This window comes from Haloferax sp. Atlit-4N, from assembly GCF_003383025.1.
Classification (GTDB): domain Archaea; phylum Halobacteriota; class Halobacteria; order Halobacteriales; family Haloferacaceae; genus Haloferax; species Haloferax gibbonsii.
Genome location: NZ_PSYY01000001.1, coordinates 1293897 through 1309865 on the forward strand (window position 1 = coordinate 1293897; position 15969 = coordinate 1309865).

The 15969-nt window shown below is 66.2% G+C and carries 20 protein-coding genes and 1 tRNA gene; 11 read left to right on the forward strand and 10 right to left on the reverse strand.

The features are described 5' to 3' along the window. Positions 1-15: 15 nt before the first annotated feature. The 3 genes from C5C07_RS06765 to C5C07_RS06775 all read left to right on the forward strand — a co-directional run bounded on the left by C5C07_RS06765 (position 16) and on the right by C5C07_RS06775 (position 3450). A complete protein-coding gene (locus C5C07_RS06765; protein ID WP_004977289.1) occupies positions 16-441 on the forward strand; it encodes a universal stress protein in 426 nt (141 codons plus the stop codon). 139 nt (positions 442-580) lie between these two features. After that, on the forward strand, positions 581-1297 hold the full coding sequence (locus C5C07_RS06770; RefSeq protein ID WP_004977286.1) for a hypothetical protein: 717 nt from the start codon (positions 581-583) through the stop codon (positions 1295-1297). Between the two features lie 134 nt (positions 1298-1431). Then, positions 1432-3450, forward strand: coding sequence for a hypothetical protein (locus C5C07_RS06775; RefSeq protein WP_004977284.1), 2019 nt, complete (start codon positions 1432-1434; stop codon positions 3448-3450). Here the strand turns inward: C5C07_RS06775 and C5C07_RS21635 are convergent, their stop codons facing one another. From C5C07_RS21635 to guaB, 4 genes are all read right to left on the reverse strand, one after another. Continuing rightward, on the reverse strand, positions 3451-3591 hold the full coding sequence (locus tag C5C07_RS21635; protein ID WP_004977279.1) for a hypothetical protein: 141 nt from the start codon (positions 3589-3591) through the stop codon (positions 3451-3453). Positions 3592-3771: 180 nt separating this feature from the next. Continuing rightward, entirely contained in the window at positions 3772-4362 is a 591-nt protein-coding gene (locus C5C07_RS06780; RefSeq protein WP_004977278.1) for a HalX domain-containing protein, read from the reverse strand. Between the two features lie 153 nt (positions 4363-4515). Continuing rightward, entirely contained in the window at positions 4516-5604 is a 1089-nt protein-coding gene (locus tag C5C07_RS06785) for a TrmB family transcriptional regulator (protein WP_004977277.1), read from the reverse strand. Between the two features lie 189 nt (positions 5605-5793). Beyond that, positions 5794-7290, reverse strand: coding sequence for an IMP dehydrogenase (gene guaB / locus C5C07_RS06790; protein ID WP_004977276.1), 1497 nt, complete (start codon positions 7288-7290; stop codon positions 5794-5796). A gap of 396 nt (positions 7291-7686) precedes the next feature. Between guaB and C5C07_RS06795 the strand changes: the two genes are divergently transcribed. The 5 genes from C5C07_RS06795 to C5C07_RS21270 all read left to right on the forward strand — a co-directional run bounded on the left by C5C07_RS06795 (position 7687) and on the right by C5C07_RS21270 (position 9846). Next, positions 7687-7884 carry a hypothetical protein gene (locus C5C07_RS06795; RefSeq protein WP_081605248.1) on the forward strand — a complete coding sequence of 66 codons (198 nt, stop codon included), beginning with the start codon at positions 7687-7689 and terminating at the stop codon, positions 7882-7884. A gap of 84 nt (positions 7885-7968) precedes the next feature. Continuing rightward, complete coding sequence (locus tag C5C07_RS06800; RefSeq protein ID WP_004977275.1) at positions 7969-8865, forward strand: DUF5794 domain-containing protein; 897 nt, start codon at positions 7969-7971, stop codon at positions 8863-8865. A 42-nt stretch (positions 8866-8907) separates the two neighbouring features. Continuing rightward, complete coding sequence (locus C5C07_RS06805) at positions 8908-9294, forward strand: secondary thiamine-phosphate synthase enzyme YjbQ (protein WP_115804774.1); 387 nt, start codon at positions 8908-8910, stop codon at positions 9292-9294. 91 nt (positions 9295-9385) lie between these two features. Next, positions 9386-9613, forward strand: coding sequence for a DUF5795 family protein (locus C5C07_RS06810; protein WP_013035372.1), 228 nt, complete (start codon positions 9386-9388; stop codon positions 9611-9613). A 56-nt stretch (positions 9614-9669) separates the two neighbouring features. Beyond that, a tRNA-Trp gene (locus C5C07_RS21270) sits at positions 9670-9846 on the forward strand. Between the two features lie 195 nt (positions 9847-10041). Here C5C07_RS21270 and C5C07_RS06815 read toward each other — a convergent pair. Continuing rightward, positions 10042-10299: a hypothetical protein gene (locus tag C5C07_RS06815; RefSeq protein WP_004977273.1), complete on the reverse strand. Its 258-nt coding sequence runs from the start codon at positions 10297-10299 to the stop codon at positions 10042-10044. Between the two features lie 104 nt (positions 10300-10403). Here C5C07_RS06815 and C5C07_RS06820 point away from each other — a divergent pair, with 104 nt between their 5' ends. Next, entirely contained in the window at positions 10404-10784 is a 381-nt protein-coding gene (locus tag C5C07_RS06820) for a hypothetical protein (protein ID WP_004977272.1), read from the forward strand. 103 nt (positions 10785-10887) lie between these two features. Beyond that, the gene (gene hdrA, locus C5C07_RS06825; protein WP_008093022.1) at positions 10888-11373 is read left to right on the forward strand and encodes a dihydrofolate reductase HdrA; all 486 of its coding nucleotides are present in this window, start codon (positions 10888-10890) and stop codon (positions 11371-11373) included. Positions 11374-11428: 55 nt separating this feature from the next. On the opposite strand, the gene C5C07_RS06830 is transcribed toward hdrA, so the two are convergent. The 5 genes from C5C07_RS06830 to C5C07_RS06850 all read right to left on the reverse strand — a co-directional run bounded on the left by C5C07_RS06830 (position 11429) and on the right by C5C07_RS06850 (position 15093). After that, positions 11429-12526, reverse strand: coding sequence for a glycosyltransferase family 4 protein (locus C5C07_RS06830; RefSeq protein ID WP_004977270.1), 1098 nt, complete (start codon positions 12524-12526; stop codon positions 11429-11431). A 1-nt stretch (position 12527) separates the two neighbouring features. Then, positions 12528-12905, reverse strand: coding sequence for a 6-carboxytetrahydropterin synthase (locus tag C5C07_RS06835; protein WP_004977269.1), 378 nt, complete (start codon positions 12903-12905; stop codon positions 12528-12530). Positions 12906-12911: 6 nt separating this feature from the next. After that, on the reverse strand, positions 12912-13910 hold the full coding sequence (locus tag C5C07_RS06840; RefSeq protein ID WP_004977268.1) for a zinc-binding dehydrogenase: 999 nt from the start codon (positions 13908-13910) through the stop codon (positions 12912-12914). Positions 13911-13913: 3 nt separating this feature from the next. After that, on the reverse strand, positions 13914-14699 hold the full coding sequence (locus tag C5C07_RS06845; RefSeq protein ID WP_004977267.1) for a GTP cyclohydrolase III: 786 nt from the start codon (positions 14697-14699) through the stop codon (positions 13914-13916). A 139-nt stretch (positions 14700-14838) separates the two neighbouring features. Next, positions 14839-15093, reverse strand: a complete 255-nt coding sequence (locus tag C5C07_RS06850) for a hypothetical protein (RefSeq protein WP_049905228.1) — start codon at positions 15091-15093, stop codon at positions 14839-14841. Positions 15094-15171: 78 nt separating this feature from the next. Here C5C07_RS06850 and C5C07_RS06855 point away from each other — a divergent pair, with 78 nt between their 5' ends. Continuing rightward, positions 15172-15954 carry an HAD-IIA family hydrolase gene (locus C5C07_RS06855; RefSeq protein WP_115804775.1) on the forward strand — a complete coding sequence of 261 codons (783 nt, stop codon included), beginning with the start codon at positions 15172-15174 and terminating at the stop codon, positions 15952-15954. The last annotated feature ends 15 nt before the right edge of the window (positions 15955-15969 follow it).

Sequence of the window (15969 nt, forward strand, 5' to 3'; positions counted from 1 at the left end):
CGCGTACATCCAGCGATGTACGACGAAATCCTGCTCCCCGTCGACGGGAGTCCGGCGGCCGAACAGGCGATACCGCACGTGTTCGACCTCGCGGAGCGGTACGACGCGACGGTACACGTGTTGTTCGTCGTGAACACGACGCGGGACAACGCGGGTATCATCGGCGGGACGGTCCTCGAAACCCTGGAGCAGGAGGGCCAACGCGTCGTCGACGAGGTCGTCGAACGCGGCGAGAGCCGCGGCATCGAGACGGTCGGGGCCGTGCGGCGGGGCGCGCCCCACGAGACCATCCTCGACTACGCGACGGAACACGGCGCGGAGGTCATCGCGATGGCGACGCACGGCCGGACGGGCGTCGAACGCGTGCTCCTCGGGAGCGTCACCGAGCGCGTCGTCCGGACCGCGCCGGTTCCCGTGCTGACCGTCCGGGCGACGGGGTAGTCTGACCCGCCGTCTCGGGCGGTCGAAGCGGCCGAACACGCCCCAATCAGAGTGCACCATCGATAATGACACTTGGTGGCACATTTCGAGAGACCAACACGCAAAGTATTATTAAATATGGTTTCGTCGTGCAACACGAATGGTTTCGGGAGGTGACACGGACATCGCCGTGACGGAGGACACGTCCACGTTCCAACTCGGGCTGGACGACCTCAAGCGACGAGGGAGCGCGCTCCTCGTCGTCGGGTCGGTTCCGACTGAACTCTACTCACGCGCGTCCAAGCAGATGCTCGGCGCTCCCGACGAGCCTCGACGCCGCCTGTTAGTTCTCAACGACTCGACGCCGCTCGACACCCGCCTCGACACGGACATCCAACGCTCGAAGGAGTGGACCCGCGTGGTGCGGTACTCGACGCTCGAACGGAGCGCAGCGGCGTCGCCGTCACCGTCGGCCGCCGTACCGACTGCGGTCGAGACCTGCGAACGCCGGGTGAGCGGAGGCCTCGGCCAACTCGGCGCGGAACTCGCGACCGACGTGACCGAGTTCGACAGCCTCGCCGGGGGGCTCTCTCCGGCCGAACTCCGCGTCGCGTTCGACTGTCTGCCGTCGCTCCTCTCGCGGTACGAGCGGGACCACGTGTTTCGATTCCTCCACGTCATGACGTCTCACGTCCGCGCGCGAAACGGGATGGTCCACGTCTGGTCCCCCGGCGGCCGCGAGGACGAGATTAATCGGATGCTCGAACCGCTGTTCGACGCCGTCGTCGAACTCGACGTCGAGGGCGCGGAAGTCCGCCAACGCTGGCACCTCCGGCGGAAGGAGGTCTCGTCCGGCTGGTTTCCGTTGGAGCCGTGACGTTCTCGCGACCAATACGTTTTTTACCCTAATCGTGTCACATAGACTCAATGGAATCGTCCGGGCAGGGCAAGCGAGCTGACGCGTCTTCCACGCTGGAAGTCGGCTTTTCGCTCCCTTCGGAAGGCGCGGGGTTGGTCGTTCGGGATAACGTCGAACGCCACCAGTTCATGCTTCGCACGCCGTCGCCTGTCGCGCCCGAGCCGGCCGACCGGCGTCGGTTCTCGCTCCCGACGGACGCGGCGGTCCGCATCGAGACCGACCGTATCGGGTTGGCGGCGAACACGGTCGTCTGCGTCCGCGACGAGGCGGGGTCGATGCTCGCGCAGGTCGACCAGCAGGGACACGAGGAACTCGACGCGGCAACCTACAGCATCGAACTCTTCGGTGCGGTCAAGACGTACCTCAGAGTCGAGGGACCGCTGACCGTCGACGCGAAGCCGCTCGAAACCGTCCTCTCGTTCGAGGAGCCGCAGACGGTGTACGTCGGCGCGCGGTCGTCGCACGAGAGCCCCGCGACGACGGTCACGACGACCGACGACCCGCTGGACGTGATGGAGGCCGTCTCGGCGTTCAGCTCCGCGCTCAAGACCACGAGCGTCGAGCGGTCGTACCCCACGCTCCGAGGTCACCCGCCGCTTCTCGAGTTGGGCGACGAACTCGACATCCCGGAGGGGCTTCACGTCCCCGAGACCGGCGTCCGAATCGAACTCCCGCCGACGCTGAGTCACATCTTCGTGGCGACGCCGTTGGCGTACTACCTCGGCGCGAGACTCGTCCCCGGTGACGCCCCCCGACTCGTCGCCGAAGACGGGTTCGTCCACGACTTCGACGGCCCCCACGGCTTCGAGGAGTCGGTCGCGCGCGCGCTCAAACGGACGTTCTTCCTCGACTGCGTCGTTCGGACGGAGGGCATCTACGACGTGCCGCTCCACGAGCGCCAGACGGTCGAGTCGCGGACGGACATCGACGTCGAGCGGCTGTACGACGCGTCGCTCGGCGAACAGCTCTCGGCGTACTTCGAGATACCCTACGAGCACATCGCCGACCTCGTCCCGGAGTGGAAGCTGACGACGCACGTCGCGCCGCAGACCGACAACATCGAGCTCCTGCCGTTCATCACGAACGACCTCGCGGTCGTCAGGACGCCCACGGGGACCGAAGTCCCCCACTCGGAGGTGCAAGCCGCCGTCGTCGACGATTTCCTCCGCGACGACATCGTCAGGAGCGCGGGCGCGACGACCCCGAACGAGACGTACGTCAAGCCCAGTTCGACCGACTCGGTCGAGCAGGCGTGGATAAGCGACGGAACGCCGGTCGGCGCGAGCAAGACCACTCCCGCCGCCTACCGGAACCGGCTTCAGCGCAAGCCGACGCAGGGAGACATCGGTATCACGGTCGTCTGCAACGACCCGGAGATGCTCGCCGAGACGGACATCGTCGACGACGTCTACGGCTCGCGCGACGGGCTGTCGTTCGACGTCGACGCCCACTACGACCTCAGCCGGGCGGAGCTTCGGGAGATACTCGCCGAGCCGACGGACTTCCTCCACTACATCGGCCACATCGACGACGACGGCTTCCAGTGTCGCGACGGCAGGGTCGACGCCGAGACGCTCGACCACGTCGGGACGGGGGCGTTCTTCCTCAACGCCTGCCAGTCGTACGACCAGGGACTCGCGCTCGTCGAGGCCGGCGCTATCGGCGGTATCGTCACGTTCAGCGAGGTCATCAACAGTCAGGCGGTCGGCGTGGGGCGCACGCTGGCCCGACTGCTTAACGGGGGATTCCCGCTGCAGGCGTCCCTCGACGTGGTCCGAACCGACAGCGACATCGCCCACCAGTACGGCGTGGTCGGGGACGGGAGCCTCTCTGTAGTCCAAGCCGAAAGCGGAGTCGCGATACTCTGTGAGGTCGAGCACATTGACTCGGACACGTACGAACTGTCGTACAACGCGTACCCCACATCTCGGAGTGGGCTCGGTTCGCTAATCATACCTGCATTACCGAACAACTCCGAGTATTTCCTCTCATCACAGTCTCTCTCGGACATCAGGCTATCGACCCAAGAACTTCGAGACTTCCTCGCGTTAGAACAGATTCCGGTCGTCTACGACGATACCGTCTACTGGGATTGCGAATTCCTTCCGTGATTACGGACCGTAGATGATTCCGGTGTTGCCGGCTGCCACGCTTCCCGCCTGTGAGAGCAGGAGCGTGAGCGTGAACAGGACGCCCATCATGCGGGGGTTCTGACGGAGGTACGCGACCATCTGGTTGCTGTCGTCGGACATGTGCACTTACCCCAAGGAGCGAGCGCGAAATATAATTTTTCGTGTATATCTGATATGAAAATAACTTAATTAAGTGAACACGTGTCGCAAGTAATCGTCGAGGTCGCAAACGGCGCTGTAGGCGCGCGAAAGCGGGAAAGAGAGGTGAAAGGGGTCGGCGACCGGAACGCCCGCACCCGATTAGGAGCTGTCGATGTCGACTTCGCCGCCGATGTCTCGGTAGACTGCGGAGATTCCCTCGGTCTCGTCGAGTTGGCCGAGCGTCTCGTCGAGCTCGCGCCGGAGTTCGGTCAACCGGGCGGTGAGCTGTTGATACTCCTCGTTTTCTTCGAGCGCCGCTTCGTCCTTTTCGGACTCTAAGAGCGCCTTCTTCGACGCGAGGGAAAACAGGTCCTGAATCCCTACGTCGTAAGCGTTTCGCAGGATGAGGTTAGAGACGGTGTCAGTCAGCGCTTCGCGCGAGACGGGCTTGACGAGGTAGTCGTCGAAGCCCATGGCGATGATATCGAAGTCGGGCTCGACCGCGGTCACCATCGCGACGCGGCACTCGAAGCCACGGTCCCGAATCTCCGAGAGCGCTTCGTCGCCCGAGAGGTCGGGCATTCGACGGTCGAGGAGAACAACGTCAACCTCGTCGTCGAGCTTATCGAGCGCCTCGCGGCCGCCGTAGGCGACACGAACGCTGTAGTCGTTCCTAAGCCAGGTTGCGTACAGATCGGCGAGGTCAGGCTCATCTTCAACGATGAGCACCAGTGGCTGTTCTGCGCTCATTGGTAGTGTAGGGGTGTTCCGGGGACGCTCACGAAACTCAATGTCGTGCAGTGGTATATCAAAATACCTCTTGTCTAACGCCGTCCGAAACTGCGCTTGTGCGCACTAATTGCCCCCCGGAGTTGTTATACATTCCGGCGAATCGAACAGATTTCACCTGTCAGATGTCTCTGATATCTCTTCGACGGTGATTCGGTTCGCCTCGACGTCCTCCAAGACCGCGCCCCACCCGCCGACGGTGTAGGTCCCCTCGTCGGTCTCGACGGTCAGACAGACCTGTCCCGCGAGTTCGGAAAACGACAGCGTGTCCGTCGGCGCGGAGACCGCCGTGTAGTACACGTCGGTCACTTCGCCGGTGAACTCTATCGGGTCGCGCTCGTCGGTCTCGTAGCCTTTGATGTGGGTGATGATACGCTTCCCGTCGCGGATGAGCGGCTCCGTGTCCTGCACGAAGTGTCTGATGTCTGAATACACGAACGGGGGTTCGTCCGTCTGTGCGTCGTAGACGACTTCCCAGACCTCCCACAGCGCCGTCTGGAAGTACCAGTGGAAGACGTACGCCAGCGTGTAGTCGTCGACGAGGACGCCGTACTGGTTCATCGAGCTGTCGTGCGGCGCGAAACACGCGCCCGTCCGGTCGACGATAGCGACGAACGGCGTCGGGAGGGTTCGGTGTCTGACCTCCGTGGCGACTCCCTCGTACTCCTGTTCTGCGAGCGGTTCGAGTTCGTCGGTCCGCTCGGGATGCAACACGACCTTCACCAGCGCGCCGTTCTCGTACGCCTCCGAGAGCGCCGGCTTGAGTTCGTCGAACTGCTCGGGGGTGACGGACAGTTGCACCTCGCCGTCTGCCTCCCGAATCATCTCCTCGGCTCGGTTGAACACCGTCTCGAAGCGCTTGACGATGCTCAGCATGTGTCGGTCGACCGCGGGCTGCTGCCAGCGCGTCTCTATCTCGGAGGCGGCCTCGTCGAGCTGGACGGCGCGGCTCTTGAGGTCCTCCATCACCGACTTCGGGTCGCACGCCCGCGCGTGCAAACTGTCCTGTTCGTAGGTCTCGATGTAGCCTTTGGCCTCGAGGTCGCGGAGAACATCGTAGATACGGGCAGTCGGTACGGCGCAGGCGTCGGCGAGTTCGGTCGCACTCGCCGCGCCGAGCTGCAGAAGCGCGACGTAAGCCTCCGCCTGATACTGTGACAACCCGGCGTTCCGAAGTGCGGTCCGTAGCTCCGCGGTATCCATCGCTTGTAGATGCACGACATACATCCGTATTAATTATCCCATGTCCTCGTCCCGCTCGCGTGACAGGAAGTGGCCGCAGACGGGGGCGGAGCGTGCGGCGAGAGAAAGAACAGCGGAGCGGCGACCGGCAAAACGAGGTACGTCGGGGAACAGTTCGGGGGCGACGAAGCCGGGGTGCGGGAGAGCGCGTTACTCGCTCGGGCTGTAGTTCGGCGCTTCGTCGGTAATCATCACGTCGTGGGGGTGGCCTTCGGTCTGGCCGGCGGCGGAGACGCGGACGAAGCGGGCGCGCTCTTTGACCTCGGGGATGGTCTCGGCGCCGACGTAGCCCATGCCGGACTGCATGCCGCCGACGAGCTGGTGGAGCTCGGACGCGAGCGAGCCCTTGTACGGCGTCGCGGCCTCGACGCCCTCGGGGACGTACTCCTCGTCCTCGTTGTCCTCCTTGAGGTAGCGGTCGGCACCGCCGGACTGCATCGCGCCGACGGAGCCCATGCCGCGGTACTGCTTGTACTTCTTGCCGTTCATCGTGATGACGCGGCCGGGGGCCTCGTCGGTGCCGGCGAAGTAGGAACCGAGCATGACGGCGTCGGCTCCGGCGGCGACCGCCTTGATGGCGTCGCCGGAGTAGCGGATGCCGCCGTCGGCGATGACCGGGATATCGTACTCGGCGGCGACGTCGGCGACCTCCGCGACGGCCGAAATCTGGGGCATACCGGAGCCGGAGACGACGCGGGTCGTACAGATGGAGCCGGGGCCGATGCCGACCTTGATGCCGTCCGCGAAGTCGACGAGTTCGGCCGCGGCCTCGCGCGTGCCGACGTTCCCGACGACGACGTCCGCCTCGACGGACTCCTTGATCTCGCGGGCGGTGTCGATGACGTTGAGGTTGTGCGCGTGGGCGCAGTCGATGAAGATGACGTCGACGCCGGCGTCGTCGGCCATCTGCGCGCGCTCACCGTCGAACGGACCGACGGCGACGCCGCAGACGAGGCGACCGTCGTCGTCGCGGGCGGCGTTCTCGTGTTCGCGGCGCTGGAGGATGCCCTGCATCGTGACGAGGCCGACGAGGCGGCTGTCGTCGTCGACGATGGGGACGCGCTCAATCTTGTGGTCGTACATGAGTTCGAGCGCGTCGCGGGCGGTGACCTCGCGCTCGGCCGTGATGACCTCGTCCGTCATGGCCTCGCTGACCTCGTCGGACTCACCGACCTCGAGGTACGGGCGGATGTCGGTGCCGGAGATGATGCCGAGGACCACGTCGTCGTCGTCGACGACGGGCGCGCCGGAGACGCCGGCGCGCTCCATCATCTCGTCGACCTCGCTGATGGTCTGGCCGGGGTTGGCCGTGACCACGTCTTCGCGGCGGATGACGAGTTCGTCGGCGCGCTTGACGCGCTCGATTTCGTGGACCATCTGCTCGGCGTTCATGTTGCGGTGGAGCACGCCGATGCCGCCCTCACGAGCCATCCCGATGGCCATCCCGCTCTCGGTGACGGTGTCCATCGCCGCCGAAAGGATGGGAATGTTGAGTTCGACGTTCTTCGAGACGCGCGTCGACACGTCGGCGTCGTCGGGTTCGACGCGGCTCTCCATCGGGCGGAGCAGCACGTCGTCGAATGTGAGGGATTCGGGTACCCGTAGCTTCTCGGTGAAGGGTTCTCGGTCAGGAACGTCGTTCGCCATATCAAGCGTGGTTGCGGCGACGACAAAAGGGTTGCGAGATAGCACGGGCGTGTCGATGTATCGCAAACCAGTTCGGTGATATATGCATGTGCGTGATTATTCTTCGCATCGCCGGCGGACCGAGACGACCACCAGAACACGTGACGACACCCGCGAGCGACGGACGCCGTCGGCCGCGACTGCTCGGGGGTGTTCGTCCCCTCGTCACGGTGTACCGAATCACAAGACCATCGTGAATAATCACCATATTCACGAACTTGTACCACGGTATCTTCGAGATTTCAATCTATATCCGACGAATCTTCAGCTCTTTTTATAAGGTAGACAGAGATACCTATGGTCCATGCGGTCGTATCCCACACAACGTTTAATACTCCTGTCCTAATGTAATCTTGTATGGACTCCACGCGTCCCGCCGCATCGCGCATTGCCGGTCAAACGACCTCCGACTCCGGCATTCTCTTTACAGCGATGTGGCAGACATTTAAACGGGAGTTCAATTTCGGACGAAATGGGCTTCGCGTGCAGAGCGCCAGCACGCCCCTGTCCGAATTGCGTTCGTATCGCCGCTTGGGCCATGGTGAAGGCCAGTAACATCGAATGAGTGTCTCACGCCACCCGGTCGCCCTTCGCCTCGAGCAACAGGTAGGGGGTGCCACCCGTCTGCTCGCAACCGTCATGGGGCTTCCCCTCATCGACGGCATCTTCCCCGCGCTCATCATCGCGGGGGCGCTGACGACCTCAGCGGGCGACCCCTCGGTCGCGGGCATCCTCCAGACCGGCCTGCTCATCTTCGGTGGGTCCGCGACGGTCGCGGTCATCCTCGCCGAGATGGACGGCACGCGCCGCGAACAGCTCACGTCAATCCTCCTGCTCGGCGCGTTGCTCATCCCGGTCGCGGTGGCCGAGGCCGCCGTCGCGGAGACCATCGAGACGCTCCTGAACTTCGAGGTGTTCCACCGCTTCGCCGGCCTCGTCATCCTGGCCGTGGCGGCGAAGACGGCCTCCTCGAAGGTCGGCGAGTACCTGCCGTCGCCGAGCATCATCATCGGTCTCGGCCTCGTCGCGAGCTTCAATCCCGCCGGGTTCGAGCTCATCGTCAACCCCGACCCGATGCGCCTGCTCAGCGCCGGCGCGGCGGCCGGCACGGGCGTCGGCTTCGCCGGTGCCATCGCGCTGTTCGCCCCGCGGCTCCGCGGCAACGTCGACATCGACCTCTTCCGCTTCGGTAGCTCGGTCGCCCTCGGCATGCTGGCGCTCGACGTGCTCGGCCTGATGCCGACGCAGGCCCCCGTCGCTCTCGGCGTCCTCGGCGTCACCGCGCTGTTCGCGTTCGACCCCGGCTCCGACGGTGCGGACCTCGACGAGTTCGTCGACGACGCGTCCGACCCCGAATCGGCCACGCCGAACGCGAACGGCGCGGCCGCGGCCGGCCCGGTCGCAGACGGCGGCGACGACGTCGAGTCGTCCGAGGACTACGAGGCGTTGGTCGACAACGCGGACGAGACCGACGACGACTCGGAGCCGGGGTACGGCTACCCCGGCGAAGAGGAGTCCCGCGCGCCCTGGCTGTAATCCGCCGGGCGACTTTTTCTCCCGGCCGGCGAATCCCGTCGCATGCGACGGACCTTCGACGTTCGAACCGAGCGCCGGCTTCAGGTCATCGACGTGACGGACGAAGTCGCCGACGCGGTGTCCGCGAGCTACGACGGCGTCTGTACGGTTTTCTCGAAACACACCACCGCCGGCGTCTGCGTCAACGAGGCCGAATCGCGGCTGCTCGGCGACATCGAGTCGATGCTCGCCGAGGCGGTCCCCGACGACGGCTGGGACCACGACGAACTCGACGACAACGCCGACTCGCACCTCCGGGCGCTCCTCGTCGGCAACGGCGTCTCGATACCGGTCGCGGACGGCGGCCTCGACCTCGGTCGGTGGCAGTCCGTCCTCCTCGTGGAGTGCGACGGCCCGCGCACCCGGACCGTGACGGTTGCGACGCCCTGAACCGGACCGGGATGCGGCCGCGCGGACGCCCGCGGCGACGTGGACCAACCGCTGGCGGAGGGCTTACTTACTTCGGGACGGTTGCACGGGTATGAGCAACCGCGTCGTACAAGGACGGATGGTCACGCCCGAGACGCTCGCCGAACTCGTCGAGGGCGAGCGCCCGATGGACGCCGAGCCGATTCAGGACGCCGACTTCGACTGCCCGGAGTGCGGCGAGAACGTCATCCAGGTGGGCTACATGCCGAGCGTGACGGAGTTCGTGACGGCCTACAAGTGCCAGGAGTGCGACTGGGCCGACGACGACCGCGACGAGTAGAATCGAAACCCCTTTAAGAAAAATCGCCATACGAGAGAGTGCAGACAGCACGAATCGGGGCTGTGGCCAAGCCCGGCATGGCGACTGACTCCAGAGGCTTGGCGCCCGGGACGACACTCCAGCTGATATACTGAGCGGCCGACTGATCATCGGTCGTGTTGACGACCCTCTGGAGTTCCGAGGTGCCCACCGGAGATATCAGTCGATCGGGGGTTCAAATCCCTCCGGCCCCACTCTAACCTTAATCCTTTCGCAGGGTTTTAACAAGGAGCAGCAGCGCTGTACCGCCGGTTTAGCGGAAACCGGGAGGTGCGTTCTCTGTGAGCGATTCTCCACCAGAGAAGAGCGGCAGCGCCGTTGTGGAGGACGGATTAACAGCTCGGTAGGCCAGCCAGCACAGGTTATCCCCGAGAGCCACGAAGCGACCCTCACAGTAGAAACACGAGGGAACCCAGCGCGAACCCCACGGCCACCGCGGCCGTCAACCGAAACGCCTGCTCGTCGGGCACGCGGAAGACGCCCGCCGCCATCACCGAGATGGACCCGCCGAAGAGGCCGCCCCGAAACATCTCGGCAACCCCCGTGACCGAGTCCCTGGGGACCAACACCTGAAGCGCGACCAACCCCGCGAGCCCGAGGAGGACTAACGCGCCGTCGCGCCGGACGTCCCGCGGTTGCTTCTCCATACCCCGCAGTTGTTGTCGCTCGTTTGAAAACTATTGGCGTTCGGTTCGGTTCCGATACCACAAAGATACCAATAAACTATAGGCGCTTGGAGCGACGGCGCGGTATGGTACGGGACACAGCGCGCCGACTCGCGGCGTATCTGAGCAGGCGAATCGGCGACGGACTCCGGACGGTTGTCATCGCCGACGACGACGGGTACGAACTGGAGTATCTCCGCGACGACCTCTCGGAGCGATACACCAAAGAGACGTTGACCGAAGTCGTCTCCGACCTCCGCGTCGAGACGCCGTTTGCGACGCCCGGCATCGACACCCATCCCATCGGCGAGCGCCGCGCCGTGGTCCACTACTACGAGAACGCGTTCGTCCTGCAGTTTCCCTTCTCCGAGGCGGAGCGAATCATCATCAGCATCGGGACCGACGCCGGGACGGACCTCCTCCAGTTCATCGAGGACTGCCGGCGAATCGTCGACCGGGGCGGCTGAGCCTCGGTCCGCTGGTTGTCGAAGGTCCGACGACGCCGGGACGGTCCCGGGGCGACGCCGGCGCTGCACAACGATTTTCTCTCACGCGCCCGACGTGAGAGTGATGGAACTCGTCTCTGTCGCCGCGCTCGCCGAGAACCGCGTCATCGGCCGCGACGGCGAACTCCCGTGGCCGAGCATCCCCGCCGACAAGGAGCAGTACCGCGCCCGCATCGCCGACGACCCGGTGGTGCTCGGTCGGACGACGTTCGAGTCGATGCTCGACGACCTGCCGGGGAGCGCCCAAATTGTCATGAGCCGAAGCGAGCGGTCGTTTTCGGTCGACACCGCTCACCGCGCGGCGAGCGTCGAGGACGCGGTCGACATCGCGGAGTCGCTGGGCGCGGAGACGGCCTACGTCATCGGCGGGGCCGCCATCTACGCGCTGTTCCAACCGCACCTCGACCGGATGGTGCTGAGCCGCGTCCCCGGCGAGTACGAGGGCGACACGTTCTACCCCGAGTGGGACGACGACGAGTGGGAACTCGACGATGAAACCGACTACGAGGGCTTCACGCTCCAAGAGTGGGTCCGCGTCGACCGCGACTGAGACCGTACCGGTCGCCTCCGAGTGCGCCCCCTGTGCGTTTCTGCGCCCGCGGCGGCTACTCGTGGGCCCCGTGCGACCCCGCGTCGTCGGCGTCGACGAGGTCTAACAAAAACGAGCGAATCTCCGCGGCCGTCTCGTCCCACGTCGGGTGCGCGAGAAAGCGGTCGCGGGCCGAAAGCGAGAGCGACAGCAGTCGCCGACGGTTCCGACACAGCGGAGCCACGGCGTCGGTGAGTTCGGCCGAATCGGTCGGGTCCACGACGAAGCCGTCCTGTCGGTGGGTGACGAGTTCGCTCGCGCCGCCGGCCGAGGAGACGAGCGCCGGCAGGCCGAACCCCATCGCCTCGACCGCGGCGATGCCGAACCCCTCGTAGTGGGAGGGGAGCGCGAACAGGTGGGACTCCCGGAGCGTCGCGGCGAGGTCGGCGTCCGACAGCCGGCCCGCGAAGGTCACGCGGTCGTCGATGCCGCTGTCGGCGGCGAGGTCCGAAAGCGAGTCGGCGTAGTCGGCGTCGACCGCCGCGCCGACGACCGTCAGCTCCCAGTCGCCGCGGACGCGGGCCAGCCCGCGGAGCAGGCCGTCGACGTTCTTCCGGGGTTCGAGGTTACAGACCGTGACGACCCGGAGCGGCCCGTCGGCGGCGCGGGCCCGTATCTCGTCGTCCCCGAGGGGCGCGCCGAACGACGAAAAGCGGTCGCCGGCCGGGCGCGCCACGACGCTCGGTTCGGGGTCGGTGACGGCCGCGACCGTCTCCTTCGTCGTCTCGCTGTTGAACACGAACGCGTCCGCGGAGCGGAGATACCGGGTCTCGACGGCGCGTCTGGCGTGTCGTCGCCACGCCCGGAAGCGCTCCAGCGAGTTGAGGTGGTGGACGACAGAGACGACCGGGACGTCGTCGTCGAGCGCGGCGTTCGCGCCGACCAGCGAGGGGTGGCACAGTTCGTCTTGCAAGAGCACGTCCACGTCGAGGCCGCGGAGGCGACGCGCGGCGGAGACGTTGTCTCGGAGTCGCTTTCGGTACGACCGCTCGGGGAGCGAGACGACGGTCACGTCGTCGCCGGCGGCGCGGAGCCCATCGACGAGTTCGGAGTCGTAGCGATAACCGCCCGAGCGGTCGTCGAGCGGGCCGTAGACGACGATTCCGACCCGCACGTCAGAGCGGGGTCTCGTAGGTCGCGCTCGCGGTGTCGTCCTCCCAGATGCGAACGGAGACGTGTTGGGGCGCGTCGAGTGACGCCGCCTCGACGAACTGTTCGCACACCTCGCGGGCGAACCGCTCGACGCTCGGGTTCTGCCCGGCGAACTCGACGAGTTCGTTCATGGTCTCGTCGCGGTAGCGAGACAGCGTCGCGTCCAGCGCGGCCTTCACGTCGTCGATATCGACGAGATAGCCGTACTCGTCGAGTTCGGGGCCCGAGAGTTCGACCTCGACGGTGAACGCGTGGGAGTGGAGCTCACCCTCCGGCCCGGGGTTCGGAACCGTCAGGTAGTGCTGGGCGATGAGGTCCCTGCGAACCGAGACGCGGTACATGAACTGTCAAGCGTCCCGGTAGGTAAAGAGGATTTGGACGGCCTCGTCGGGGGCGTCTTCGAGGAGTCGGTAGGCGCGCTCGGCGGACTCGACGCCGATTCGGTGGGTCACGAGCGGGTCCAAGGGGAGGTCTTCGAGGTGGTCCCACGCCAGCGAAAAACGGCGGTCGGCGTCCCAGCGCCCACGGAGGTCGGGGTCGATGGTGCTGACCTGACTGCTCTCGACGCTGATGCGCGAGCGGTGGAACCGCCCGCCGAGGTCGAGCGTGGCGGGCTTGGTCCCGTACCACGACCCGACGACGACCCGGCCGTCGTACCGCGTCACCGACAGGGCGTCGTCGAGCGCGTCGGGGTCGCCCGAGAGTTCGAGCGTCAGGTCGGCCCCGTCGGCGGGGGCGTCCAGCGACTCGGGGTGGACCGCCTCGTCGGCACCCAGACTCTCGGCGATGGCCCGGCGCTCGGCCACGCAGTCGACCGCGGTCAGGCTCCCGAGCGGGAACTGCGCGAGGAGCGCGGTGGTCACGAGGCCGACGACGCCCTGTCCGAAGACGACGACGTGTTCGCCGATGAGCGGTCGACCGTCCATCACGAAGTTGAGCGCGGTCTCCATCGTCGGCAGGAGCGCGGCGCGCTCGTCGGTCACGTCGTCGGGGACGGAGATGAGTTCCGAGGGGGACGCCAGAAATCGGCTCTCGTGGGGGTTGAACGCGAAGACGCGGCTTCCGAGCCGCGAGTCGGGCACGTCGTCGCCGACGGCCTCGATTTCGCCGACGGCGGCGTAGCCGTAGCGGAGCGGAAACGAGAGGTCGCCGTCGAGTGCCGCGATGGACTCGTCGGCGGCGAGGTCGGTCGGGGCCTCGCCGCGGTAGACGAGTCGCTCGGTCCCGGAGCTCACGGCGGAGGTCAGGGTGCGGACGCGGACCTCCTCCGGTCCGGGGGCGGGAACGTCGCGGTCGCGGACCTCGACGCGTTCGGGGGCCACGAAGTAGACCGCGCGACCCTCCATCGTTCAGTCGTCTGCGGTCTCAACCGCGGCGTCGGCGAACTCGACGGTCGTGCCGCGGTGGCGGCAGTCTTCGAGCGCGTGCTTCGCCGCGAAGCCGGCCTCGTGGGCGTTCGACGCCGTGCCGACGCCGACTTTGAGTTCCACGTCCGCCTCGGCCTCGACGTGGTCGATGGCGTCGCGGTACTGGTCTTCGGTGAGGTCGGGCGTGACCGAGATGATGTTGTCGCCGCCGACGAAGAACGACAGCGCGCCGTGTTCCTCACGCAGGTAGCGCATGAGCGACGCGTAGCCCTGTTCGATGTGGATGAACGTGTCGAACTCGTTGAGGCGGTCGGTGTACTTGCCGGTCGCGTCGTTCACGTCGAAGTGCGCGATTTGGAGGTCGGTCGCCGAGCGGTCGGCCTCGGGGAGCGTCTCCCCGGAGAGCACCTCGCGGCGGTCGCCGTCCTGTGCGCTTCCGGCGCGCTGGATGCGGTCGGTGGCGCGTTCGAGCGCGACCGCGGGCGACCGGTCGACGCCGATACCGAGACTGAGCGTTACGGGATAGCGATTTCCGATAGATTCCTGCAGCAGTTCGTGGTCGTCGCGGTCGAGTCCGTTCGTGACCGCGACCATGTTGTCGAACCGGGTGAAAAACGCGTACCCGTCGCGAGAGCCGACGAACTGGGCCAAGTCGGCGAAGAGCCGCGACTGGAGCGTCTGGAGGTCCATCTCCCGCCGCGGGTCCGGGGTGACCGTCCACGGCCCGTAGTTGTCGATTTGGACGAGTGTCAGCTGCGTGTTCGTCACGGTAGACGAGTAGGGCGACGCGCATATTGGTCTTTGGTTCTGTGACGGTTCCGCCGCTACGTCGAACCCGACGCACGTGACGCTCGCGGCGCGCTCACCGCCGACGCGAGCGCGTCACGCCGTCAGAGTCGTCGGCGACTCAGGTCGACGACTCGCGAATCGTCCGGCTGGCGACCACGTCGAGGACCGCCCACGTCAGCACCCACACGACGAGCGCCGCGAGGACGATGGCCGTCGTCGACAACAGCGGGACGACGACGGAAAACGTGGCCACGATGGAGTAGGTCAAAAACAGCGCGACCATCGCCGTCACGAGCCCGTAGACGCCCATGGCGCTGTTGCCGGTCGCCGGCCCGCGCAGCCACCCGACCAACCGCTTCGAAGAGACACCCATACGATGACATATGCCACCAATGAACATAATAGTTCTCTCGGGCGAACGTTCAACAGCCCCGCCTCCCTACCGAGGACGATGGACTACCGAGGCGTGGTTTTCGACGTTGACGGAACGGTCGTCCGCGGCGACGAAGCGATACCCGGCGCGCTCGACGGCCTCGCCGCCGTCGACGCCGCCGGGCTCGACCGACTGTTCGTCTCGAACAACCCGACGAAGGCCCCCGTCGCCTACGAGGCGCGGCTCCGTCGGGCCGGAATCGACGCGACCGCCGACGAGATCGTCACCTCCGGCACGACGACGACGGCGTACCTCGCCGACAGACACCCCGGCGCGCGGACCTTCTGCATCGGCGAGCCGGGCTTCCACGACCAACTTCGTGACGCCGGGTTCGAACTCGTCCGTGCCGGCGACGACCCCGAGGTCGTCGTCGTCGCCATCGACCGCGAGTTTCACTACGACGACCTCCGCGACGCCAACAACGCGCTCCGCTCCGGGGCCGCCTTCTACGGCACCGACCCCGACGTCATCATCCCGACCGCGGACGGCGACATCCCCGGGTCGGGCGCGATTATCAACGCCGTCGCGGGCGTCGCCGAGCGCGACCCCGACGCGATTCTCGGCAAGCCCTCGAAGGTCGCTCAAGAGTTCGTCCTCGACAAGTTGGGCCTGCCGCCCGAGGAAGTCCTCATCGTCGGCGACCGTCTCGATACCGACATCGCGTTCGGCCTCGATGCGGGCATGGGCACCGCGCTCGTCCGAACCGGCGTGACCGACGAGGCGGCCCTCGCGGCGAGCGAGTACGAACCCGACCACGTCCTCGACGACCTCGGTGACATCGGGCGCATTATCTCGAAATAGCCGGCCTCAGCCGCT